The following is a 22801-nucleotide window of genomic DNA, read 5'->3' as shown; positions in this document are numbered from 1 at the left end:
CCACTTGATGGACCCCGGTGGGATCGCACGTCAGGCGAGCGAGCCCGACGTCGGCACGGGGTTCGAGAAGATGTCGAGCACCGGACAGTGCGCGTCGACGACCCGGCGGAGGTTTTCGTACTCCTCCACCGTGTTCGGGCCATCGATGTCGACCTTCACGCGTACGTCGTGGAAGCCCGCGCGGCCGGACTCGTCGATTCCGAAGAGCTTGCGCGCATCGAGGTCTCCCTCTGCCGTGATCTCGATCTCGTCGATCGTGAGCCCAAGCGACTGCGCGTACAGGCGGAACACGATGACCTGGCACGACACGAGCGCGCCCAGCGCGTACTCGACGGGGCTGGGTGCTGCGTCATCCCCGGCGAGCGCGCTCGGCTCGTCCACGAGGAAACGGTGCTTGCCCGCCTGGATCTCCGTCGCCACGGAGCCGACCCCGCGCCCGGTGACCGTGTAGGTGAGCGCCGCGGTGGAGACGTCGCGCGCAATGCGCTCGTTACACGCAGACACGAACCGTCATCCGGCGCAACGATGCACCGCCACCGCCGCTACTTCTTGTAGTTGGGCGCCTCGACGACGATCTGCACATCGTGCGGGTGCGACTCCTTGAGGCCGGCGGAGGTGATCCGCACGAACTTGCCGCGCGTCTTGAGTTCTTCGATCGTGCGAGCGCCGACGTAGAACATCGACTGACGCAGTCCCCCGACGAGCTGGTAGGCGACAGCCGAGACCGGGCCGCGGTACGGAACCTGCCCCTCGATGCCTTCCGGGATGAGCTTGTCGTCGCTGGGAACATCCGCCTGGAAGTAGCGGTCCTTCGAGTACGAGGTCTGCTTGCCGCGGGTCTGCATAGCACCGAGCGAGCCCATGCCGCGATACTGCTTGAACTGCTTACCGGACTGGAAGACGATCTCACCCGGAGACTCGTCGGTTCCTGCCAGGAGAGAACCGAGCATGACAGCATCCGCCCCCGCGACGAGCGCCTTGGCGATGTCGCCGGAGTACTGCAGACCGCCATCGGCGATCACCGGAATGCCCGCGGGGCGGGCTGCGAGGGATGCCTCGTACACCGCAGTCACCTGCGGAACACCGACTCCGGCGACGACACGAGTGGTGCAGATGGATCCGGGGCCGACGCCGACCTTCACAGCATCCACGCCCGCGTCGATGAGCGCCTGCGCCCCCTCACGGGTCGCGATGTTGCCACCGATGACATCGATGTGCTCGAACGACTCATCGGCCTTGATCCGGCGCACGAGGTCGATGACGCCCTGAGACTGACCGTTGGCGGTGTCGACGACGAGCAGATCCACACCAGCATCCCGCAGCGCCTCGGCACGCTCCCACGCGTCCCCGAAGAAGCCGATCGCGGCCCCGACACGCAGTCGCCCCTGCTCGTCCTTGGTCGCGAGCGGGTACTTCTCGCTCTTGTCGAAGTCCTTGATCGTGATCAGGCCCGCGAGCTTGCCGTTCTCGCCGATCAGCGGCAACTTCTCGACACGGTGCTTCGCGAACAGCGCGATGACCTCACCCGCAGCCACGCCCACGGGAGCGGTGACCAGATCGGACGACGTCATGACGTCCTTCACGAACGTCGTCGGGCGCTCGAACGCCGAGACGAAGCGCATGTCACGGTTGGTGATGATGCCCACGAGACGTCCCTCGTCATCGACGACGGGAAGCCCGGAGATGCGGTACTTCGCGCACATCTCGTCAACCTCTTCGACGGTCGCATCCGGCGTCGTCGTGATGGGGTCGGTGATCATGCCCGACTCGCTGCGCTTGACGCGATCGACGTGCGCCGCCTGGTCAGCGATCGACAGATTGCGATGCAGGATGCCGATACCGCCCTCGCGCGCCATCGCAATGGCCATACGCGACTCTGTGACAGTGTCCATCGCGCTGGACAGCAGCGGAGTCGCCACGGAGATGCGGCGCGTGATGCGCGACGAGGTGTCAGCCTCGCTGGGGATCACATCGGTGTGCCCGGGAAGAAGAAGGACGTCGTCGTATGTGAGTCCGACGAAACCGAAGGGATCGTGCTGGTCCATGGATGATCCTCCTGCAGGCGTGGGCGAGTCGCGTTCACCAATTCTAAACGTCCTGCGGCGCGAGAAATTCCCCCGAGCCGCGACGCCGTTTGGTAACGACACTGCATCCGACACACCGGACAGTGGCACGAAACAGAATTGACACATTACGCTCATATCGTCGTTCATCACCGCCGATGCGACCCGAAGCTTCGGCACCCCTGGGACGACAAGGGAGGTTTCGTGGAACTGTCGACCGGCCACAAACGCAGGGCCGTGCCCTGGATGATCGCGCTGGTGAGCGCTCTGCTGGCAGCGAGCATGCTGTTCATGGCGGCGCCAGCGGCATTCGCCGACACCGATGGCGGGGCCGACGCGGCGACGACATCCTCGTCAGAAGGGGACAGCGAAGACGGCGGTGCCGACGAGCAGGAGGTCACCGACTTCTTCTTCGCCGGCGTCATCAAGTACAACGCCGACCCGCTTGCGGGCGTCGCCGTCTCGATCAAGGGCAATGGCTTCGAAGCCGAAACCGAGACTGACGACACCGGGCGCTGGACCCTCTACGTTCCGGAGAAGGGCACCTACGAGCTCACCGTCGATGAAGAAACGCTGCCGGACGGCGTGATCGTCGACGGCGAATCCGCCTCGCAGGAGGTGGAGTTCGCGCTCAGTAACCGCGTCATCGTCAACCTCTTCCTCGGCGAAGGCGTGCGTGAGACGACGAGTTTCGTCGATCAGCTCGTCGAACGGGTCATCAACGGCCTGAACTTCGGATTGCTGCTCGCGCTCGCCGCGATCGGCGTCTCGCTGATCTTCGGCACCATGAACCTGACGAACTTCGCACACGCCGAGATGGTCACGTTCGGCGCCGTGATGGCCGTGGTCTTCGGCGTCTCTCTGGCACTACCGATGTGGCTCACGATCCCGCTCGTCGTCATCTGTGGAGCGATATTCGGCTATCTGATGGACGTCGGCCTGTGGAAGCCGCTGCGAAAACGAGGAATGGGAATCGTCCCGCTCATGATCGTCAGCATCGGGTTTTCGTTCGCGCTGCGCTACGTGTTCCTGTTCTTCTTCGGCGGCGGTACTGTGCAGCTTCCGAATGCCGGCGCACCGAAGATCCAGATCTGGGGTCCGATCCAGCTCAGCTCGATCGACATGATGTCGATGGGTCTGAGCATCGTCGTCCTCGTCGCCGTCGCGTTCTGGCTGCTGAAGACACGCACGGGCAAGGCGACGCGAGCGATCTCCGACAACCCCTCCCTCGCCGCGGCATCCGGGATCAACGTCGACCGGGTCATCCGGATCGTCTGGATCCTGGCATCCGCACTCGCCGCCCTCGGCGGCATCCTGTGGGCCTATTTCCGGCCCGGGGTGCGCTGGGACATGGGCGTGCACATCCTGCTGCTCATCTTCGCCGCGGTCTGCCTCGGCGGACTCGGCACAGCCTTCGGCGCGCTGATCGGATCGATCGTCGTCGGCCTGCTCGTCGAAGTCTCCACGCTGTGGCTGCCCTCCGACCTCAAGTACGTCGGGGCGCTGGCCATCCTCATTCTGGTGCTGCTGTTTCGACCACAGGGCATTCTCGGTCGAAGAGAAAGGATCGGTTGACCATGGACTGGGGAGCAATCTTCGGCAATACGGCATCCTGGATGCTGAGCCCGACAACGATCGCCTACGCGATCGCCGCTACAGGACTCGCCGTCCACTTCGGCTACGCCGGACTACTCAACTTCGGCATGGCCGGCTTCATGGCGATCGGTGCATACAGCTACGCGATATCCATCCTGACCTTCGGACTGCCCTGGTGGGTGGGCATCATCGTCGGCATGGTGATGTCGACGGTGTTCGCTTTCATCCTCGGCATCCCGACTCTGCGGCTGCGTGCCGATTATCTCGCCATCGCGACGATCGCGGCGGCCGAGATCGTCCGACTGCTGTTCACCTCGACCGCGTTCGAGGAGCAGACCAACGCCGCGGACGGACTCGGCGGATACCACGCCGGTTTCCGTGACGCGAACCCCTTCCCCGAGGGCACCTACGGCTTCGGTCCGTGGACCTATAACGCCAACCAGTTCTGGGTGCGCGTCTTCGGAATCCTGGTGCTCGCCATATGCATCTATCTGGTGTGGGCGCTGATGCGCAGCCCGTGGGGACGCGTCCTCAAGGGCATCCGCGAGGACGAGGATGCGGTGCGCTCGCTCGGGAAGAACGTCTTCTCGTACAAGATGCAGGCCCTGGTCATCGGTGGAATCATGGGCGGACTCGGCGGTGCCGTCTTCGCCCTGCCATCGGCGGTGGTGCCAGCGAGTTACACGACGTCGCTGACGTTCTTCCTCTGGACGATCCTGCTGCTCGGTGGAGCGGCCACGGTCTTCGGTCCTGCACTGGGCGCGGTGATCTTCTGGGTCATCATGGCGTTCCTCGAGGGCGTCCTGCCGAGCCTCGCCGCGCAGGGCATCCTGCCGATGTCGGCGATCCAGGCGGCCACGCTCCGCTTCGTGATCGTCGGACTCGCCCTCATGCTGCTGGTGATATTCCGCCCGCAGGGAATCCTCGGAAACAAGAGGGAGCTGACCTTTGTCAAATAACTCCGCAGCCAGCACGCCCAAGACGGGACGGATCAAGACGGCCGGACTGCACAAGGGCGACGCCGTCCCCGGGTGCGAGAAAGTCGATCCGATCCTCGTCGCCGATCATGTGACCCGGCGCTTCGGCGGTCTCACCGCCGTCGACGTCGAGCACGTCGAGATCCCCCGCCATGCCATCACCGCATTGATCGGCCCGAACGGTGCCGGCAAGACGACGCTGTTCAACCTGCTGTGCGGGTTTGACAAGCCCAACACCGGCAAGTGGAGCTTCGATGGGCACCAGCTCTCCGGCATCCCCTCGTTCAAGGTGGCGCAGATGGGGCAGGTGCGCACGTTCCAGCTCACGAAGGCACTCTCGCTGCTGACGGTGCTCGAGAACATGAAGCTCGGCGCACCGAATCAGAAGGGCGAGGGGTTCCTGCCGAGCCTCATCCCCGCGATCTGGCGCAAGCAGGACACCGAGCTCGAGGCGAAGGCGATGGACCTTCTCGCGCGCTTCAAACTCGACGCGAAGGCTGCGGACTATGCGGCGAGCCTCTCGGGAGGTCAGCGCAAGCTGCTCGAGATGGCACGCGCGCTGATGCGCGATCCCAGCCTGGTGATGCTCGATGAGCCGATGGCCGGCGTGAACCCTGCCCTCACGCAGTCGCTGCTCGATCACATCCTCGATCTGAAGGATCTGGGCATGACCGTGCTGTTCGTCGAGCACGACATGAACATGGTGCGCCATATCGCCGACTGGGTGATCGTGATGGCCGAGGGCCGGATCGTCGCCGAGGGTCCGCCGGACTCCGTCATGCAGGACAAGGCCGTCATCGACGCGTACCTCGGAAGCCACCAGGATGTCGACCTCGGTGTCGTCACCGGGCGCTACTCGGGAGAGCTCGATGAGTCTGCCGAGGAGATGCTCGAGGAGATCCGCGAGGACCACGAAGCCGCGGTCCAGGCCGCTGAGGAGGACAACTCATGAGCACTCCCTCTGCCGCCGCGGCCGAGACAGCGCCCACTCCCCGCACCGACAACATCGTCGTCGAGGTCAAGGGGCTCACCGCGGGCTATCTGCCCGGAGTGGACATCCTCACCGACACGAACCTGACGGCGTCCCAGGGTGAGCTGATCGGCATCATCGGCCCGAACGGCGCCGGCAAGTCGACGCTGCTCAAAGCGATCTTCGGACAGGTCAAGGTGCGCGGTGGCGACATCCTCGTGAACGGCGAGAGCATCGTCGGGCTCAAGGCCAACCAGCTCGTGCAGCGCGGGGTCGGTTTCGTCCCGCAGACGAACAACGTCTTCCCCTCGCTGTCGATCGAGGAGAACCTGCAGATGGGGATCATCCAGCGGCCGAAGGCCTACAAGGAGCGGCTGGAGTTCGTCACCGGCATCTTCTCGGAGCTCGGCGCTCGATTGAAGCAGCGAGCAGGGTCCCTGTCGGGCGGTGAGCGTCAGATGGTGGCGATGTCCCGGGCGCTGATGATGGATCCGTCCGTGCTGCTGCTCGATGAGCCCTCGGCCGGGCTTTCGCCGGTGCGGCAGGATGACGCGTTCATCCGCGTCTCCGACATCAACAAGGCCGGCGTCACGACGATCATGGTCGAGCAGAACGCCCGGCGCTGCCTGCAGATCTGCGACCGCGGCTACGTGCTCGACCAGGGCCACGATGCCTACACCGGCACCGGCCGTGCGCTGCTGAACGATCCAAAGGTCATCGGCCTGTACCTGGGCACGCTCGGGGAGGATTAGGGGGCGCGGGGCGCGGCTGCGCGGCATCCGCGCCCCCGCCCCGGCATCCACGCCCCCGCCCCGGCATCCACGCCCCCGTTCCCGCCCCCGCGGGCTGGATTTCCGGCCCCGGAACGCGGCGACAGCCACGAAATCCATCCCGCGCCCGCTCACACTTCGCGCGTGGACCGACGACGCGCATGGATCGCCAACGCGCGCGGGTCGGAGCCGGGCGCTCACTTCGTGCGCATGGCGATCGCGTGCCTGACCTGCTCGATGAAGGTGTCCCGTTCGTCTTCGGCGAGGTCGTCCTCCGTCAGGTGAAGTGTGTTCCATCCGTCTGCGTGGAGTGCCCGTTGGCGTCGGATGTCCCGGCGCCACTCATCCTTCTCGGTGCGATGCCCGTCGCCGTCGTACTCGATGCCGATCTTGAGCCTTGGGTACGCGAGGTCCAGGCGTGCAATCATCTCTCCTGCCACCCACACCTCGTGCTGCACCGTCGGCTCGGGGAGCCCGCTGCCGATGATGAGCAGTCGCGTCTCGCTCTCTTTCGGCGACTCCACCCCGAAGCGTGCGAGTGGCAGCGCACGACGAATCGTGCGGTAACCGGGGAACTGACGCCATGCGGACAGGCGCGCCTCGATCTCTGCCAGCGTCGCCATCGGTTTCCCCGGCCCGAGACCCGGATAGTTCATCGCCGGTGTCACCAGAGCGTCGATCATGACGACGGCTTGCTCGACAGTGAGATCCTGTGCGCACTGAAACAGCGCAGCAATGGGATCGACGACGGGCACACCCTTGAGAATTCGGGTTTCGGCCCGCTCGACTTTGAGCCGGCTTCCACGAATGCCTGCCGTCTTCGGTGGCGTCGTGCCCGTCGGGACGACCACGTCGATCGCCTCGCCCTCCTTCCACATCGTCGGAAGAGGGAGCCCCCACAGCCGCGCGGCGGTCGTTCTGCCGAACCGTTGCCCCGGCTTGAGCCGGACCGCGCAGCTGCTCACGCAATCGTCGAACGTCGTCGGCTCGTTCATGGAGCGGACACCACGAAACGGACGATGCAAGTCGCGAGCGCTGTGCCGTCCTGGTCGGATGCCGATGGCCTCCGCGTCCGTGACGGAGAAGCGGTCGCCGAGTCGGCGTGGGAGTTTCGTTCTGTGGTGCACGCGCTTCATCGTGCCGCGTCCGGGTGCGGCGGCATCCGCGGATTCCCACGTTCCGTGGAAAGCTCGCCGGAATCGTCACCTGTGCAGAACGAGTGCGCGCCGTGCGCAGTGCGGCCGGCCACCGCCCGCACCCGGCTCAGCCGCTCTCGCACCGGGGCGCGGGATGGAAACCACGGCCGGCACGCGCCCCCAGCCACGAAATCCAGCCCACGCCACCCGAAACGCACCCGCGCACCGCGCACGCGCACGCAAAGGGGCCGGATGCCGTAGCATCCGGCCCCTTCGACCCGCGTATCAGTTGATGCGCGTGTGGGTGTTGTCGGCTCCGTACTGGAAGACGCCGATGGTCGCCTCAGTCGGGTCACCGTTGTCATCGAACGTGATCGCGCCGGAGTATCCGTCGTAGTCGGCCGTGCCGCCGTCGAGGATGATCTGCGCGCAGTCCGCGAACGTGTCGCACTTCTCACCGTCGCCAGCTCCGCCGGAGACCTCCTGGAGCGCGCCCGCGATCTCGGGTGCATCCGTGGAGTTCGCGACGAGCGAGGCCAGAGCGAGCAGCACCACGGCGTCGTAGGACTCAGCAGCGTAGTTGAAGTCGACGAGCTCCTTGCCCGACTGCTCCTGCCACTGGTCGATCAGACGCTGCTGGAAGTCGTCCTCGAGCACGGGACCCGGCTGGGTTCCCTTACTGCCCTCGATCGAGACCGGCATGTCGGCACCCCACTGCTGGGTGTTGCCGTCAACGAAGTAGAACTTGCTGCCGTCGAATCCGCTCGAAATGAAGGCCGGAACGATCGTCGAGGTCTCCTCGAAGCCGATCACGGCGATCGCGTCGGGGCTCTGTGCGAGGATCGTCGAGATCTGTGCGTCGAACGAGGTGTCGTTGGCGTTGTACGCCTCGGATGCCACGACCGTGCCGCCGCCTGCCTCGAAGTTCTCGGTGAGCGACTTCTCCAGACCCGAACCGTACGCGTCGTTCAGGTAGATGATGCCGAGGTTCGCGTGACCGTCGATGCCGATCTCGCTGGCGAGGACCTCACCCTGGAGCAGGTCGCTGGGGGCGGTGCGCCAGTAGAGGTTGTCATCGGGCCACTCGGTGAAGTCCGGCGAGGTGTTGGCCGGCGAGAAGGTGATGACACCCGCGCTGACCGCCTGGTCGAGGAACAGCTTCGTGACACCGGACGATGCGGCACCGATGATCGCCGAGACCCCGGAGTCGAGCAGTCGCGGGACCGTGGTCTCGAATGCCTTGTTGTCGGGGTCGCCCGAGTCACCGTACTCGACTTCGACGGTGATGCCGAGGTCTGCCTCGTTGATCTCGGTTACGGCGAGGCCGACACCGGCTTCCTCGGGCGGGCCGAGGTAGGCGAGCTGACCGGTCTGCGGCAGGACTGTTCCGATGCTGAGCGTGAGTGCTTCACGATCAGTCGGCGCCGCCGGCTCGTCGGTTTCACCGGTGTTGCCGCCTCCGCTGCAACCCGCTAATACCATCGCGCTCGCGCTGACCAGGGCGACACCGCCGAGGATTTTACGCGTGCGCATGTTTGTGAAGACGCTCATGCTGCTCCCTTGCTATTCATGATCCGCGAACGACTCGGGCGCCGTCCGTGACCTAAACGTATATGGGAAGAGGTCACGCGTGTGTTGCGATGCGTTAACGGTCTGCAACAGTTCGGACACGATTGCGACCGGCGACGATGAGGAGATCGACGATGAACACCCCGACCGCGATCCACACCAGAATGAACCCGATCCACCGCTCCGTCGGCATCGGCTCGTGCAGAATCAGGACGCCGGTGAGGAACTGCATGATCGGAGTGATGAACTGGATCATCCCGATCACGCTGAGGTTGATGCGGCGGGCACCAGCGGCGAACAGCAGCAGCGGCACAGCTGTGGCGACGCCGGCGAACACCAGCAGCAGCGTGTGCCAGGGACTCACAGTCCCGAAGGTGAGCCCGGAAGTCTGCGCGACGATGATCAGCTGCACCACCGCGATCGGGAGCAGCCAGAAGGATTCGAGGGTGAGTCCGCTGGCAGCATCCACGGCCGGCCCGATCTTCTTCTTGACCAGGCCGTACAGGCCGAAGGATGCCGTCAGCGACAGAGCGATCCACGGGAATGATCCGTAGCCGACGATGATCGCGACGACGGCGAGCGCAGCGATGCCGATCGCGATCCACTGCAGCCTGCGGATGCTTTCGCGCAGTACGAACACGCCCAGCAGCACGGTGAAGATGGGATTCATGAAGTAGCCGAGCGACGTCTCGATCACGTTGTTGCTCAGGGTGCCGATGACGAACACTTGCCAGTTGATGTAGATGAGAAGGCCCGCCAGCGCAGTCCAGCCGAGCAGTCGCGGCTGACGGATGATCGCGATGATGCGGGGCCAGCCACCGGCGAACGTGAGCAGCAGAAGACAGAACACGAAGGAGAAGATCACGCGAGCCGCGACGATCTCCCAGGCGCCGGTAGGCAGAAGCAGAAGGAAGTACAGCGGCAATACGCCCCAGAGAAGGTAGGCGCCTCCCGCGTATGCGGCCCCGGTTGCCCGGCTTCGCGGGGATGCGACGATACTCACCGCTCCACCCTAGGGCGAAGGCCCTGGGTTAGCGTGAAGCCATGCATCCGGATTCGTCGCCGCGCACAGCGCACAAGGCTGGCGTCGTGATGCTCGTCGTCATGGCGCTGGTGGTCGTCGCACCGATGGTCGCGCTCAGCGCATCACCTCTGCATGCGAACGGGAGCCTCTGGTATCTCGGGATGCTGCCCGCACTCATGGGGCTGTACACGCACCGACGCCTCGCACTCGCGGCATCCATTCTCACGCCGTTGCTCATGGGCATCGCTCTCCTGCTGCGTGATGACCCGATACTGGGAGCGGTGTTCCTCGCTGCCATCGGTGTGGCCACCGGCCTCTCGGCGATGCGCGGGTGGCACCTGATGGGTGCGTTCGCCGGTCCTCTTGTCGCGTACGCGCTCATCGGCAACCTGCATGTTGCCCTGCCCGGCGGCACGGTCGCCGCCGATGCCTCGATCGCATCCGGCCTCGTCGCGATGGCGTACATCGCTGCGGGCGGCCTGTGGACGACGCTGATGGGGGCTTTCGTCATCCGTGCCATGGGGGTGAAGTCGCCCCGCTCGGTGCCCGGCCACACGGCACGCTACTTCGGCGCAGCGCTCGGCATCCTCATCGGCATCACCGCCTATATCTGCATGCAGTGGCTGGACCCGGCATCGTGGTGGATCATCCTGACCTTCTTCGTCGTCGTGCAGCCGTACTATTCCGACTCCACCCGTCGGATGCTCGAACGCGTCGGTGGCACCCTCGCCGGCGCCTTGGTGGCTGTCATCCTCGTCGAGGTGCTGCGCGGCATCCCCGCGGTCATCACGATCATCGCGTTCGTGCTCACGATCGGCGCCGCCTACGCCAACCTGAAACTGCCGTACTGGGTGTTCGCGATGCTGCTGACCCCGGCCGTCGTGCTCCAGACCTCCGGAACGCCACACGATCTCCTGCTCGCCATCGGAGAGCGCGCCCTCTATACGCTGATCGGCGCCGCAGCGGCGATCATCCTGATGTCGAGCGGTCACGCGTACATCGTGGCGCGTCGAAAGCGTGCGGATGCTACGGAAGCAGCAGCTTTAGAAAAATAAGTCCGTCGATTTGACTATCTCTCTGGCGGGATCGACCGAACAGTCCTATGATGAGCACCACCTGAAAGTGCGCATGACCTGAACGATGCTGCACAGCCGGTACCCAGTTCGTTTGAAAAACGTGAGTGAATCAACTTTCGCACTCGCGATCGATGTCGGCAATAGCCGTGTCACAGCGGCAGTTGTCCACGACGCTCGCGATGCATATGACAACATCCCAGCTCTGTTCTCACTAAGCGCTAGTGAGTACAGCGCCTCTTGTATCGCGTTCGTCGATGACAACGGTGCGCTCACTTTCGGTGATACCGCCGCGCAGCACGGCCTCGAGCATCCGCACCTGCTGGCGCGCGAGTTCCTGCACGATGTCGGCAATGACATTCCCGTGATGATCGGTCCGCATGCCATCCCGGCCGAGGATCTCGTCGCTCGGGTGTGCGGGTGGGTGGTCGATGAGGTTTCTGCCTCAGAGGGCGCACAGCCGACCCTGATCGCCGTCACCTACCCCGATTCCTGGGGCGGTCACCGTCTGGAGCGCCTGCGGGCGGCCCTGGGACGGGCACGTATCGATGACCCCGTACTGCTGAGCGGATCCGAGGCATCGGTCCGGCAGCTCGAGGCAGTGCTTCCACCCGATCCGGGTCAACTCCTCGCGGTCTACGACCTCGGCGGCACGACATTCGATGCTCGTGTCCTGCGTCGGCGTTCTGTCGGGCGCTACCAGCCGATGGGCGAGCAGGTGCGCATCGAGCACCTGGGCGGGGCGAACTTCGACGACGCCCTGATGCGGCATGTGCTCGGTGATGGAGCCGTCGGCGACGGTGACGTCCCCCTGGCAGCGATCGCCGACGTGCGCCGTGAAGTCATCAGTGCCAAGAAGCTCCTTTCGTCCGCTGGCGACGCGACCGTGCATCTGGCTCGCCCCTCGAGTGAGGCGAGCGTGCGCGTCACCCGGTCCGAGCTCGAAGACATGATCACGGCCGACATCGATCGGACCATCGATGCACTCGACCTCGCGATCGAGTCAGCTGCTGTGCCCGCCGACCACGTGCATGCCATCATTCTCAGCGGCGGATCATCGTGCATTCCGCTGGTCGCGCAGCGACTTTCCGAACGGTTCGATCTCCCTCTCATCGCGGATGCCGACACCGCAGCATCCACGGTTCTCGGGGCGGCCCGTATCGCCGGCGACATGCTCCGCGTCGCCGATGCCGCGGATGCCTCCGCAGACGACGCGACCAGCACTGCGCTCGTGCCGACCACGAGATCGGACAAGGCGGAGGCTCCGAGACCGGAGCGAGAACCGCAGCGCGCCGGCATGCTGGCGCTTCTGCGGCCACTGTTCTCGAAGCCATCCCGGTCGACTTCTCCGCTGCTGCTCGCGGGGGCTGCGGTGTTCATCGCCGTCTCGATCGTGTTCAGCAGCACCACCGCCGCGGGGACGCGGTGGCCGGACTTCGTGCAGGAAGCCGCGACCACGATTCTGCATCTGCCGATGTCGCCCGCACCGGCGATGCCTACGCCTTCCCCGGCCACGGCCGCCACCACGCCCAAAGCGCCGGATACTGACGGAACCATATCGGCGAAGACCCCGACGAGGACCCTGGCGAAGAACCCCAGCAAGACTCCGGCGACGACTCCCGCGAAGTCCTTCGGTGCGGGGCCGAAAATCGAACCGACGACGCCTCCCGGTTCCGCGCCGACCGTCGTGCCCGTCTCAAAGCCCGCCGCAGCGACGACGCCGGACACGACGACCCCCACCACCACGACTCCAGACACGACGACACCGCCGGCGACGACACCGGACACCACGACACCGGACACCACGACACCACCGGCAACAACACCGGACACCACGACGACGACACCCGACACCACGACACCCGACTCCGAGCCCCCGGCAGAGACCGCACCTCCGGTGGAGAACACGCCTTCTGAGCCGACCCCCCTGTCAGACACTCCCGCAGACCCTGCACCGGCCGACACACCAGCAACGGAACCGACCCAGGGCCCCGCTGCCGACCCCCTGTGATCGGAGAACACGCCATGAGCATGCTCACCGATGAGAACCGGCTTCCCCCAGCGGCGCCGGAAGCGCCCGAGTACGCCTCGGGCTCGATGCTGGGTGTACCGGCACCTCCGCCGCTCTGGGAGCGGATGATCAGCCCTGCCGTCGCGGCCGTGTCCGACTTCACTCCGCGCGTGCTGGTGGTCGGCAATGCCGGCTCCGGGAAGACTGCAACGCTGCGACATCTCCAGGCACTGCTCACCGAGCGGGCACGCGATGCCGTGTACACGCGCCCCGGCGGCCCCGATATCGCTGTGGTTCCACGCTCCCACGTCCTGATCGTCGACGACCTGCACCGGGCTGGTGCCGACCAGCTCGCTCAGCTGCGTGCTCGTGCAGCGGACCCGGATGCTGCGCTCATCGTCGCGCTGCGTCCCTCGAGATGGGACGAGGGCATCGCCGAGATCGCCCAGCAGCTCGAGCAGCACCGTCCGAGCGTGGTGCTCGGACACGTGTCACGGGCGGACCTGCTGACCTATCTGTGCGACCAGGAACTGCAACTGTCCGACGCGTGCGCGAGCGACATTCTCGAGATCTCCGGCGGCGTCTCCTGGCTCGTTTTGGAGGCATTGCGCGCGCACGACGGCAGGGACTGCCGCGGTGACGCGACTCACCACGAGCTGAGGGCGACTCTCGAAGAGCGCATCGCGCACCGGATGAGCCTGGTCCACCCTGCCCTGCGCGATGAGATCGAGCGGATCTGCATCGCTGCTCCCGGCCTGCCACGCGCGACTGATGAGGCCGGTGAACACATCGTCCACGGCTATGCCGAGGGTCTGCTGCTGCGCAGCGGGCAGCCGGTTCCGCTCGTGCGCAGCACCGTACGTGCGAGCATGCCGGCGGGCCGCCTCGTCGCACTGGAGAACGCATCCGATGACGGCGGCAGCGGCACGCGATCCACAAGCGAGGCGCTGATCCGCCATGCCGATCTGCTCCTGCCCACGCATCCCCTCCGGGCTGCCGAGCTGTACCAGGGAGCCATCCATTCCGGAGCGGATGCCGCATTGCTGGCCGGAAGTCGGGCAGCAGCTGCCTGGGCGAGCGGCAACCTCGATGCGGCGAGCGCACTCGTCGATGAGGCCGGCCCGCTGTCTGCGCCGATGCTGGACACCTGCGAGCGTGATCGTCTCGCCGACACGACGGCGGCGATCTGGGCCGCGCGCGGAATGATGGAGCAGGCGCGCGCCGTCTACCGGGTGTCGCCGCCATCGAATCCAATTTCCGCGGTCCGTGCACGCATCGCCGAACTCGCTGTCGGCGTCCTCGCCCAGACAACGACCGATCCGGAACCCGGCGGCGTCGTCGCGGCCCAGGAACCGGCACCGTCGACTCTCGGCGTCGCGATGAGCCTGATGAAACGCGGACTCGATTCCTCGGTCACCCCGGAAGGCGCGGAGAGGTCTCTCGCAGATCTCGTGCGCGCATCCGAGATGTATACGACGTCACACGAGGCCACCGGCATCCCTGAGCTTCCCGCCGTCATCGCCGCGGTCGTCGCGCTGAATCTCGGTGGTCTCGCAACAGCGCGCTCGGTGATCGACGATGCGATCGCCGGTGCGCAGGGCGGAGCATGGGCCCGGCCGCGCCTGCTGCTCTGGCGTGCGTGGATCGCTGTCCAGATGGCACGCCCCACCGAGGCGCGAAAAGCGCTCGCAGCTGCCGGGGAAGCTCGCTCGCCGCGCGACCTGCTGCTCACCCGAGCGGTGCAGGTTGCGATCGCACGCAGGTATGACGATGCCACCGGGCTGGAGGAGGCATGGCATCAGGCCAGAGCGAGCCTGCTGCGGGTGGATATCGACCTCTATCTACTGCATCCGCTTGCCGAGCTCATCAGCACGGCGTCCCGCGTCGGCGACGCCGAACGCATCCGTCCGCAGTTCGAGCACGCGCTGCGGGTCGTCGACGGGGTCGGCAGCCCGGCGCTGTGGTCTGCCCACCTGCGCTGGGCCGGCATTCAGAACGGCATCCTCCTGAACAGCCCCGAATCGCTGCGCCCGCATGCGAAGGTGCTCGTGGATGCCGCGCCGCACAGCCCCATCGCGGGAACGATGGCCAGGGCCGGACGCATCTGGACCTCGGTGCTCGGCGGCACGGTCGACGCGGATGCTGTCGAGCACGCCGCGCACGAGCTGGCATCCATCGGTCTCATGTGGGATGCCGCCCGACTCGCCGGCCACGGCGCTGCCAGGTCGCAGGACCGCAAGGTGTCGGCGCGGTTGCTCTCATGCGCCAGGGAACTGCATCCGATCGACGGATCGCGCAGGGCGATCGCTGCGAACGGAACCGATGTCACAACGGCATCGAACAGCACTCCGCAAGAAGTACTCAGCGAGCGCGAGCTCGATGTTGCGCGCCTCGTCGTCGAGGGCAAGACGTACGCCGAGATCGGCGAGACGATCTTCATATCGCCGCGAACGGCGGAGCATCACATTGCGCATATTCGTCGCCGTCTGGGTGCCAATTCGCGCTCTGAAGTCATCGCGAAACTGCGCCAGCTCCTCGGGTCCGACTCGAGTTCGACGGGCCCCGTTCCTACGCACCCGGGGGATGCGGAGCCACCCCCCTAACGTCTGCGCGATCTATCGGGGGTCCCCCCGATGCTCGCCGTAAGGAGGCGCAATACGCTCCTGATTAGCTCCCCACAAAGTGAATCAATATTCGAGCAAGGCGAAGAGGTCACCTCATGATTTCACCTGTAGAGACCATCGCTGACGCGCTGATCTCCTTCATACTCAGCCTTCTGCGAGATCCGGATGCGGTGGAGGAGTTCACCGCGGATCCGGAGGCGGCAATGATGCGCGGTGGTGTCCAGAGCGCCTGCGTCGCGGATGTGCGCTCAGTGGCACCGGTGATCGTCGATCACCCGTCGGTGGCACCGAGGCCCCCGCACCCAGGCCCGCCCGAGCCGCCGAACCCGCCGACGCCGCCGGATCCCGTGATCAACGAGATCGTCCGCCTGGTGAACCAGTTCACCACGATCGATGCCCGCTCGACCATCGTTGACCAGTCCGTGAACCAGAACATCTGGACGGACGGCGGAGATGTGACGCAGATCTTCGATCAGGACGCCGTGGTCGCCTCGGGCGATGAATCGGTCGCAGCCGGCGATGACGCCACCATCACCGATACCGACACCGATATCACCACCGGAGATGTGTCGATCGGCAATGACGAGTACACCGGTTCCTACAACCAGGACAACTCCGATAACTCGAGTATCGATGACTCGTTCCAGGACAACTCCCAGAACGACGCCTCCGATACCCAGGTCGTGGACGACTCGGCCCAGGACAACTCCGTCGACGTCGACGTCACTGTCGAGGAAAGCAATGTGGACAACAGCAGCGTGACCGTCGCGGAAGCACCACCGGTCGAGGCCGCAGCCGTCGTCGAAGAACCCGCAGACGCGCTCGAATCCGATATGACTGCAACGGTGGACGACTCCTACGAGCCGGATGCCGCGACCGTGGCCGCGGATGAGCCGATGATCGAGGAACCGGTCGAAGGCCAGTGACAATACAGACCAATCCGGCTCCCGGAAACGGCAGTCCGCCGAAACGTGAGGCGCCCACGCGTCCTCCCGTTCGCGGCGCGAGTGCCGCTCCGGTCCTGGTGAAAGTGCCGCCGCCCTTCTCCGTGCGTCTGAGCCAGTTCCTGTGGATCATCAGCTTCGCCGTCGGCGGGTTCACCGCGGTGTACTTCTTCATCATCCGGCAGGACCTCCTGCCGCTGATCGCCGACGTCGCCAAGGGCGTGACCGATGGCCGGGATGATGCCACCTACAAGACCGCCGCCGACATCATCTTCTGGATCGTGTTCGCGGCGATCCTCAGCGTGCTGCTCATTCAGATCGTGCTGATGGTGTCGTTCATGAGCAGGCGCCCCGGCACCCGCTGGTGGCAGCTCGCGACGTTCGTCGTTCAGGCGCTGGTCGTGCTGCTGTCACCGGAGTGGGTGGCGCTGGGTCAGCGCGGTCAACCGATTCCAGCGCTTCTTGCGGCGCAGGCGGCGCTTGTCCTGCTCGGTCTGCTCGCCAGCATCCTCCCCAGAGCCATCGCCTGGACTGCTCGCCAGCATGATGTCCGCCGGGGACCTGAGGCTCCGACCAGCACCGATTTCTGAGGCGATCTCGTCGAGACTGCGCAGGATCGTCTGGCAGACGTCGATCGTCGCCCGCTCGGCGGTCGGCGATTCACGCAGTCGACGCCAGTGATCGATCCGCTCGCGCACGCTCCGCTGGAGGGCGTCGGGGTCGGCATCGGCCGACAGCCCGAGACGCGTGTGCGCGGCTGTGCCATCGCCCCCGGCGATCCGCTGCGCCTCGGCGGCGTCAGCATCCGACAGCGGCAACCCGTCCGACCGTGCCCTGGCCAGCAGGTCCAGCTCACGCAGGGTGTGCGCAGCCATCGCGATGCGCTCGATTCCGGCGTGCACCTCGTCCAACCCATCCCGAGGATGCGTGCGCAACAGCTGCTGGAGCTCCAGCAGCACACCGCGCGTCTTGAGGACCGCCGCTCTCGTGCGAAACTGCGCGTCGACGAACTCCTGCAGTTCGATGAGTCCGCTCTGCTGCACCATCTGATCGGACAGCTCCGAAGAGGTGCGCACGCCGCCGCGGATGAGTGCGGTCGCCAGGCGTACTCCGAAGATGCCGAAACGGTCAAGCAGGTCCTCCCTGACGCTCGTGCTGACTGTTGTCGTCGTCGACGGGCGTGTGAACCTGTCCGCTGAGACGAGCAGTTTTTCCCGGTCGTCGCGCGCGAGCCCGGCCAGCTCTCGCAGGGCGATGTACTCACTCTCGCGCAGCGTCCGAGCACCCTCGGCCAGCAGTCCCGCGACCGGCACGACCCGAAGCACGAGAGATGCCAGGTCCCCGTCGCGCTCGTACCGCTGCGCGACCCTTCCGGCCGAGAGCAGCGAGTCGATGCGCCCGGAGCCGATCTCATCCGAGCGCGAGAGCACCCCCACAGCGCACACGGTCTGCGCGGTTCCCGCCGCTGTGTCACGGAATGCTTCGAGAAAGTGCACGTCGGCACCGTGCAGGTGGCGCATCAGATAGACGACGGCGTCGGCTGTGGAGGGTGAGGAGTCGGGGGTGAGGAAGCTCTCCGTGCGCGAGGAGGTGTCCACGGAAAGTGAGCCGATTCCCGGCGTATCGATGAGGATCACCGACTTCAGCCCGTCCAACGGCCAGCCGATGTCGATCCAGCCGACCTCTTCAGCCGTGAGCCCGTCAAGAGTGAGGACCAGACGCCCGCCCGCACGCCGAATCGGCATGCGCCGCGGTGCGCCGACGCGCGGATGCATCGTGATCGTCGGTGTCGCGCTGTAGCGGTACCAGGTGACGACTCTCGTGCATTCCCCGGTGTCCGTCGGTGCGATCTGCTCGCCGAGCATGGCATTGAGCAGTGTGGATTTGCCAGCCTTGACCATGCCGGCAAGCGCCAGACGGAGCGGTTCATGCAGCCGGGTACGGAGCTGGTCGAGGCCAGCCAGCACGGCTGAGTCCCGACGGTACACCTCGCCGGCAGCTGCCAGCACCGCGTCGGTATCGGCGATCACATCGGCCCTCATCGGGTGGTCTCCGCCGCTGCGGGTGCCGAGGGCCGCTCCGGAAGGCTGTGCTGCTCCGGCGCGGCCGGTAGCTCCGGAATCACCTCGCGGATGCTGTCGAGCCCGGCGATCTTCTCCTGGAGGGTGATCACCCGTTCATCCCGCGTCACGGTGAAAGTGCCTGCCGCGGCCTTAGCGGAGTTCAGCGCTTCGGAGAGCGAGCGGTGCAGTTCCTCTGCCATCGACCCGAAGTGGTCGCGCGCGGTGCGCTGCACGAGGCGCAAGCGGTCTTTCAGCTGTTTACCGACCTGGAAGATGACCTCATCGATGTAGCGGCGCACGAGGAGCTTCGCCTCCTGCTGGCGGCGCGCCAGGCGCGCATGCATGTCCTCGCGGTAGGCGCGGCGTCCGACGAGAACGCCAGCCAGCAATGACAGCGGATTGATCAGCGCCATCCCGATCAGGCCCGTCGCAAGCCCCACCATGAGCACACCTCCGTAGGAGCCGCGCACCCCGATGTAGATCTTCTCCCCCGCCCCCATGCGTCCGGGATCGAGTCCCGCGATGGGCTCGACCGGGTCGAGGACGCCGTCGGTGCTGCCCACATCGATCGCGGGGATCGAGGATTCCCCCTCGCTGAACAGATCGGCGACCTCCTCGGCCAGCCACCTCGAACGCTCATCGGTCCACACGAACGTCTCTGTCACTGCGGCGGTCGCGCGCTGATCGATCCACTCGCTGATCTGATCCCAGATCGGACCGGGGTCGCCCTCTTCGATGGCCTGCTCGGCCTCGCGCTGCACCGTGCGCAGACGGTCGCGCAGGTCATGCTCCATATCGGCGATGAGGTCGGTGACACCATCGGTCAGGGTGACTTGCCAGCGTGCGGAACGGCCACGGAACTCGTCGGCTTTCGCTTTGGCATCTTCGAGCTCGGCGATCATGCGCGGAGTGTCCTGCGGGTTCTGCAGCGCATTCAGCTCGGCGCGCATCGAGATGGCCAGCTGCTCGACGACCGAGAGGAGATCGTGCACCGCGCTGCGCTCGTGGATCACCTCGGCACGGCCGAGAACCTCACGGCGCAGATGCGCGACGAGCGCGGGGAAACCCGACTCGTCGTTGAGCTCACGGTCCTGCAGATCTGCCGCGAGCAATCGCAGGTCGCTGGAGACCGAGAAGATCGGCACGTCACCGACGTCTTCCAGGTGCCCGCGATCGATGCTCTCCACCTGGCGCCATTGCGGGTAAAGGTCGGTCTTCGCGAGGACAGCCGCGACATTCGGGGAGATGCGCATAGCGTGCTTGAGGAACTGCACCTCAGGTTCGGTGTACTCCTGCGATGCGTCGGAGACAACCAGCACGGCATGCGCGGTGGACAACGCTGACAGGGTTGCCAGCGCGTTGGACGAGTCCAGACCACCGACGCCGGGCGAGTCGACGAGCTTCAGCCCGCCCTTGAGAATCTCACGGGGCAGCAGCACCTCGGCGGAGACGAGACCCCGTTCATTGGCCGGATTGCCATGTTCTGAGACGAACTGGGCCAGATCTTCCAGCGGAATCTCGCGCCGTTCGACCGGATGCGGCACCGGCTTCCGCGATGTCTTCGCTGGCGGCGCATCCGTCTCCTCCACCACCCACGCAGACGCCTCGTCGGCGTATCCGACGGTCATCGGGACGCTGGTGGCGACGTCATCGTCGACGGGGCACACCGGGGCGTTCACCAGCGCGTTGATGAGCTTGCTCTTGCCCTGTTTGAACTCCCCGACGATGATCACACGGACTCCGGGGTCGCGCAGACGCGCCCTGGTCTGCTCGAGCCTCTCGGAGAGGTCGGTGCGCCCGGTGGACGCGGCGAGATCGCTGACCTCGCGGACAACGTCGACGATCGGCCTGGTCCCAATATTCCTGTTCGGCACGTGAACTCCCCTGTTCCCTGCCATACCCGGGGTCAGCCCGGAAATCAGTCTCCGGGTCAGCCCGGAAAATCAATGTCGAACGGTCCGCCCCCGATATCGGCGACGATATCCGTTCCCTCATCACCCCAGAGTGAGTTGCTGTCGACGTCCCAATCTGACGCGTCGACGTTCTGGATCTCCTCGGTGAACATGTTCATTCCGGTGAGATCGGGGGAAGCGTCATCGGGTTCATTCCAGGACTCGCCGCCGGAACCGGAGGCTCCGGTCGGCTCGAGCTCGTCGCTGGACATCGGTCACGCTTTCAGATCGGGATGCTTCGGAGTGTACTGGTATGCCCGGCCCCCCGAAAGGGAGGCCGGGCACGTTGTGGAGTTCGACTCAGAAATCGAGCTCGTTCGCGTCGCCGAAGGGGCTGGCGACGTTCGAGTTTTCGACGTCGACTTCCACGTCGAGCGAGTTGTCCTGGAAGGAGTCCTCGACAGACAGGGTGTCGGAGTTGTCGGTCATCGAGTTGTCCTGGAACGAGTCGTTGACTGACCAGTTGTCGGACAGATCGGTGTTGAACGACTCATCGAAGTACTCGTTGCCGATGTTGATGTCGCCAACATTGATGTCGGTATCGATGTTGGTGATATCGGCGTCGTCGCCAGCTGCGACCGATCCGTCGCCCGAAGCGACATTGCTCGACTGGCCGAAGTACTGCGAGACGTTGCCGCCCGAGGCATCGCCGGCTCCGGCGAAGGCGTTGCCGCCGTCACCACCGTCAGCGCTGCCGCCGTCCGCGAGCGAGCCTGCATCGCCAGCACCCTGGGTGCTGCCGCCGTCGCCCTCGGCATCGCCGCCGACACCGACACCAACTCCGAGCAGACCGACGCCGACGCCGGTACCGCCGTCAGCTGCGGCGTCGCCACCGTTGCCGGTGTCGCCCCCCGCTGCACCCGAGAATGCCGGTCCGCCCCAGCCGCCGTCGGAGTCGCCGCCGACAGCAATTGCTGCGCCGCCTGAGCCCGAAGAGGTCGTGATGTTCTGGTTCACGGACTGATCGTTGACCGTGCTGCGGCTGTCGATGTCCAGGTCCATGTCACTGCCGCCGAGCCCATGACCGCCACCGACACCCGAGCCGTCGAGCAGTGCCTCAACGTCGACCTGGCTGTTGCTGTACTGGCGGATACCGGCGTTGACCGAGAAGTCATTGGCGGAATCGTGCACGGAATTGTCCTGGAAGGAATCGTTGATCGAGTCCTTCAGGCTGGAGTTGTCATTGTTCGAGTCCGTGTCGGAGAAGTCGTCGTTGTCGTTGAACGAGTCTTCGAGGTCGACATCGACATCGACGTCGGTCGAGTTGTCGGACGAGTCATTGCCCGAGTCATTGATGAGGACGTTGTCTTCGACTTCGACATCGGTTTCGGTATTGCCGACGTTGTTGTCCTCGACGTTGGTGTCGGTATTGCCCACCTCGTTGTCGGCGATGACCGTGTTGTCCTCGACGTTCGTGTTCCCGATGTCTTCGACCCCCAGGTTCCACTGGAGACCGAGAACGTTCAGGTTGTCTTCTACAGCCATGATGATTACCTCTGTTCGTGAGACTGCCGGAATGGCTTCGTGGTACGAGTCTGGAACTCGTCCGCTCTCACGGCATCGGGGCTCCCCCCGAGGCTTGGCTGAACCCCCCGGGGGATCCTTGGGGGGTTCAGGGGGGACCATGGAACTTGCTGCACAAACGCAAGAAGGCCCGGATGCGTGATGCATCCGGACCTTCTTGACCGTTGTTATACGGTCACTGCGCTTGGTTCAGCTCAGCGAACGACGACGGCGAGAACGTCGCGAGCCGAGAGCACGAGGTACTCATCGGCGCCGAACTTGATCTCGGTTCCGCCGTACTTGCTGTACAGGACGCGGTCGCCGACGGCGACGTCGAGCGGAACACGGTTGCCGTTGTCATCGATACGGCCGGGGCCCACGGCCACGACCTCGCCCTCCTGGGGCTTCTCCTTGGCGGTGTCGGGGATGACCAGTCCACTCGCGGTGGTCTGCTCTGCCTCGACCTGCTGAATGACGATGCGGTCTTCGAGCGGCTTGATGGAAACCGACACGGTCTACCTCTTCT

The 22801-nt window shown here is 65.4% G+C and carries 18 protein-coding genes; 8 read left to right on the top strand and 10 right to left on the bottom strand.

Annotated features, from left to right (window positions below; genetic code table 11):
* Nucleotides 1-30 precede the first annotated feature (30 nt).
* Together ACTIAO_RS06080 and guaB are read right to left on the bottom strand one after the other, a co-directional pair.
* Complete coding sequence (locus tag ACTIAO_RS06080; protein WP_441905381.1) at nucleotides 31-504, bottom strand: OsmC family protein; 474 nt, start codon at nucleotides 502-504, stop codon at nucleotides 31-33.
* Nucleotides 505-542: 38 nt separating this feature from the next.
* Nucleotides 543-2045: an IMP dehydrogenase gene (gene guaB, locus ACTIAO_RS06075; protein ID WP_441905380.1), complete on the bottom strand. Its 1503-nt coding sequence runs from the start codon at nucleotides 2043-2045 to the stop codon at nucleotides 543-545.
* A 264-nt stretch (nucleotides 2046-2309) separates the two neighbouring features.
* Between guaB and ACTIAO_RS06070 the strand changes: the two genes are divergently transcribed.
* Genes ACTIAO_RS06070 through ACTIAO_RS06055 form a run of 4 tightly spaced genes read left to right on the top strand, consistent with a single transcriptional unit; the run spans nucleotide 2310 to nucleotide 6358 of the window.
* Nucleotides 2310-3638 carry an ABC transporter permease subunit gene (locus ACTIAO_RS06070; RefSeq protein ID WP_441905417.1) on the top strand — a complete coding sequence of 443 codons (1329 nt, stop codon included), beginning with the start codon at nucleotides 2310-2312 and terminating at the stop codon, nucleotides 3636-3638.
* 2 nt (nucleotides 3639-3640) lie between these two features.
* On the top strand, nucleotides 3641-4618 hold the full coding sequence (locus ACTIAO_RS06065) for a branched-chain amino acid ABC transporter permease (protein WP_441905379.1): 978 nt from the start codon (nucleotides 3641-3643) through the stop codon (nucleotides 4616-4618).
* Between the two features lie 31 nt (nucleotides 4619-4649).
* On the top strand, nucleotides 4650-5588 hold the full coding sequence (locus tag ACTIAO_RS06060; RefSeq protein WP_441905416.1) for an ABC transporter ATP-binding protein: 939 nt from the start codon (nucleotides 4650-4652) through the stop codon (nucleotides 5586-5588).
* Complete coding sequence (locus tag ACTIAO_RS06055; protein ID WP_441905378.1) at nucleotides 5585-6358, top strand: ABC transporter ATP-binding protein; 774 nt, start codon at nucleotides 5585-5587, stop codon at nucleotides 6356-6358. The genes ACTIAO_RS06060 and ACTIAO_RS06055 overlap by 4 nt, the downstream gene beginning before the upstream one ends.
* A 215-nt stretch (nucleotides 6359-6573) precedes the next feature.
* Here ACTIAO_RS06055 and ACTIAO_RS06050 read toward each other — a convergent pair whose 3' ends face one another.
* The 3 genes from ACTIAO_RS06050 to rarD form a co-directional block, all read right to left on the bottom strand.
* Nucleotides 6574-7371: an endonuclease domain-containing protein gene (locus tag ACTIAO_RS06050; RefSeq protein WP_441905377.1), complete on the bottom strand. Its 798-nt coding sequence runs from the start codon at nucleotides 7369-7371 to the stop codon at nucleotides 6574-6576.
* 426 nt (nucleotides 7372-7797) lie between these two features.
* Nucleotides 7798-9063 (bottom strand): ABC transporter substrate-binding protein, encoded by a 1266-nt coding sequence (locus tag ACTIAO_RS06045; protein ID WP_441905376.1) that lies wholly within the window; start codon nucleotides 9061-9063, stop codon nucleotides 7798-7800.
* Nucleotides 9064-9157: 94 nt separating this feature from the next.
* Nucleotides 9158-10084 carry an EamA family transporter RarD gene (gene rarD / locus ACTIAO_RS06040; protein WP_441905375.1) on the bottom strand — a complete coding sequence of 309 codons (927 nt, stop codon included), beginning with the start codon at nucleotides 10082-10084 and terminating at the stop codon, nucleotides 9158-9160.
* Between the two features lie 41 nt (nucleotides 10085-10125).
* On the opposite strand from rarD, the gene ACTIAO_RS06035 reads away from it, so the two are divergent.
* The 4 genes from ACTIAO_RS06035 (at nucleotide 10126) to ACTIAO_RS06020 (ending at nucleotide 16739) form a co-directional block, all read left to right on the top strand.
* Complete coding sequence (locus ACTIAO_RS06035) at nucleotides 10126-11160, top strand: FUSC family protein (RefSeq protein WP_441905374.1); 1035 nt, start codon at nucleotides 10126-10128, stop codon at nucleotides 11158-11160.
* A gap of 121 nt (nucleotides 11161-11281) precedes the next feature.
* On the top strand, nucleotides 11282-13189 hold the full coding sequence (locus tag ACTIAO_RS06030; protein WP_441905373.1) for an Hsp70 family protein: 1908 nt from the start codon (nucleotides 11282-11284) through the stop codon (nucleotides 13187-13189).
* Nucleotides 13190-13203: 14 nt separating this feature from the next.
* On the top strand, nucleotides 13204-15792 hold the full coding sequence (locus ACTIAO_RS06025) for a LuxR C-terminal-related transcriptional regulator (protein WP_441905372.1): 2589 nt from the start codon (nucleotides 13204-13206) through the stop codon (nucleotides 15790-15792).
* A 116-nt stretch (nucleotides 15793-15908) separates the two neighbouring features.
* Nucleotides 15909-16739, top strand: a complete 831-nt coding sequence (locus ACTIAO_RS06020) for an IniB N-terminal domain-containing protein (RefSeq protein ID WP_441905371.1) — start codon at nucleotides 15909-15911, stop codon at nucleotides 16737-16739.
* A 428-nt stretch (nucleotides 16740-17167) separates the two neighbouring features.
* Here ACTIAO_RS06020 and ACTIAO_RS06015 read toward each other — a convergent pair whose 3' ends face one another.
* From ACTIAO_RS06015 to groES, 5 genes are all read right to left on the bottom strand, one after another.
* Nucleotides 17168-18799 (bottom strand): dynamin family protein, encoded by a 1632-nt coding sequence (locus tag ACTIAO_RS06015; RefSeq protein ID WP_441905370.1) that lies wholly within the window; start codon nucleotides 18797-18799, stop codon nucleotides 17168-17170.
* Nucleotides 18796-20694, bottom strand: a complete 1899-nt coding sequence (locus ACTIAO_RS06010; RefSeq protein ID WP_441905369.1) for a dynamin family protein — start codon at nucleotides 20692-20694, stop codon at nucleotides 18796-18798. The genes ACTIAO_RS06015 and ACTIAO_RS06010 overlap by 4 nt, the downstream gene beginning before the upstream one ends.
* Before the next feature lie 56 nt (nucleotides 20695-20750).
* On the bottom strand, nucleotides 20751-20984 hold the full coding sequence (locus ACTIAO_RS06005; RefSeq protein WP_441905368.1) for a hypothetical protein: 234 nt from the start codon (nucleotides 20982-20984) through the stop codon (nucleotides 20751-20753).
* Between the two features lie 88 nt (nucleotides 20985-21072).
* Complete coding sequence (locus ACTIAO_RS06000) at nucleotides 21073-22257, bottom strand: hypothetical protein (RefSeq protein ID WP_441905367.1); 1185 nt, start codon at nucleotides 22255-22257, stop codon at nucleotides 21073-21075.
* 233 nt (nucleotides 22258-22490) lie between these two features.
* Nucleotides 22491-22787: a co-chaperone GroES gene (gene groES, locus ACTIAO_RS05995; protein WP_441905366.1), complete on the bottom strand. Its 297-nt coding sequence runs from the start codon at nucleotides 22785-22787 to the stop codon at nucleotides 22491-22493.
* Nucleotides 22788-22801 lie beyond the last annotated feature (14 nt).

This window comes from Microbacterium sp. (assembly GCF_052099035.1).
Classification (GTDB): domain Bacteria; phylum Actinomycetota; class Actinomycetes; order Actinomycetales; family Microbacteriaceae; genus Microbacterium.
The sequence above is the reverse complement of the archived record's forward strand: the minus strand, read 5'-3'. Positions and strand labels throughout refer to the sequence as shown.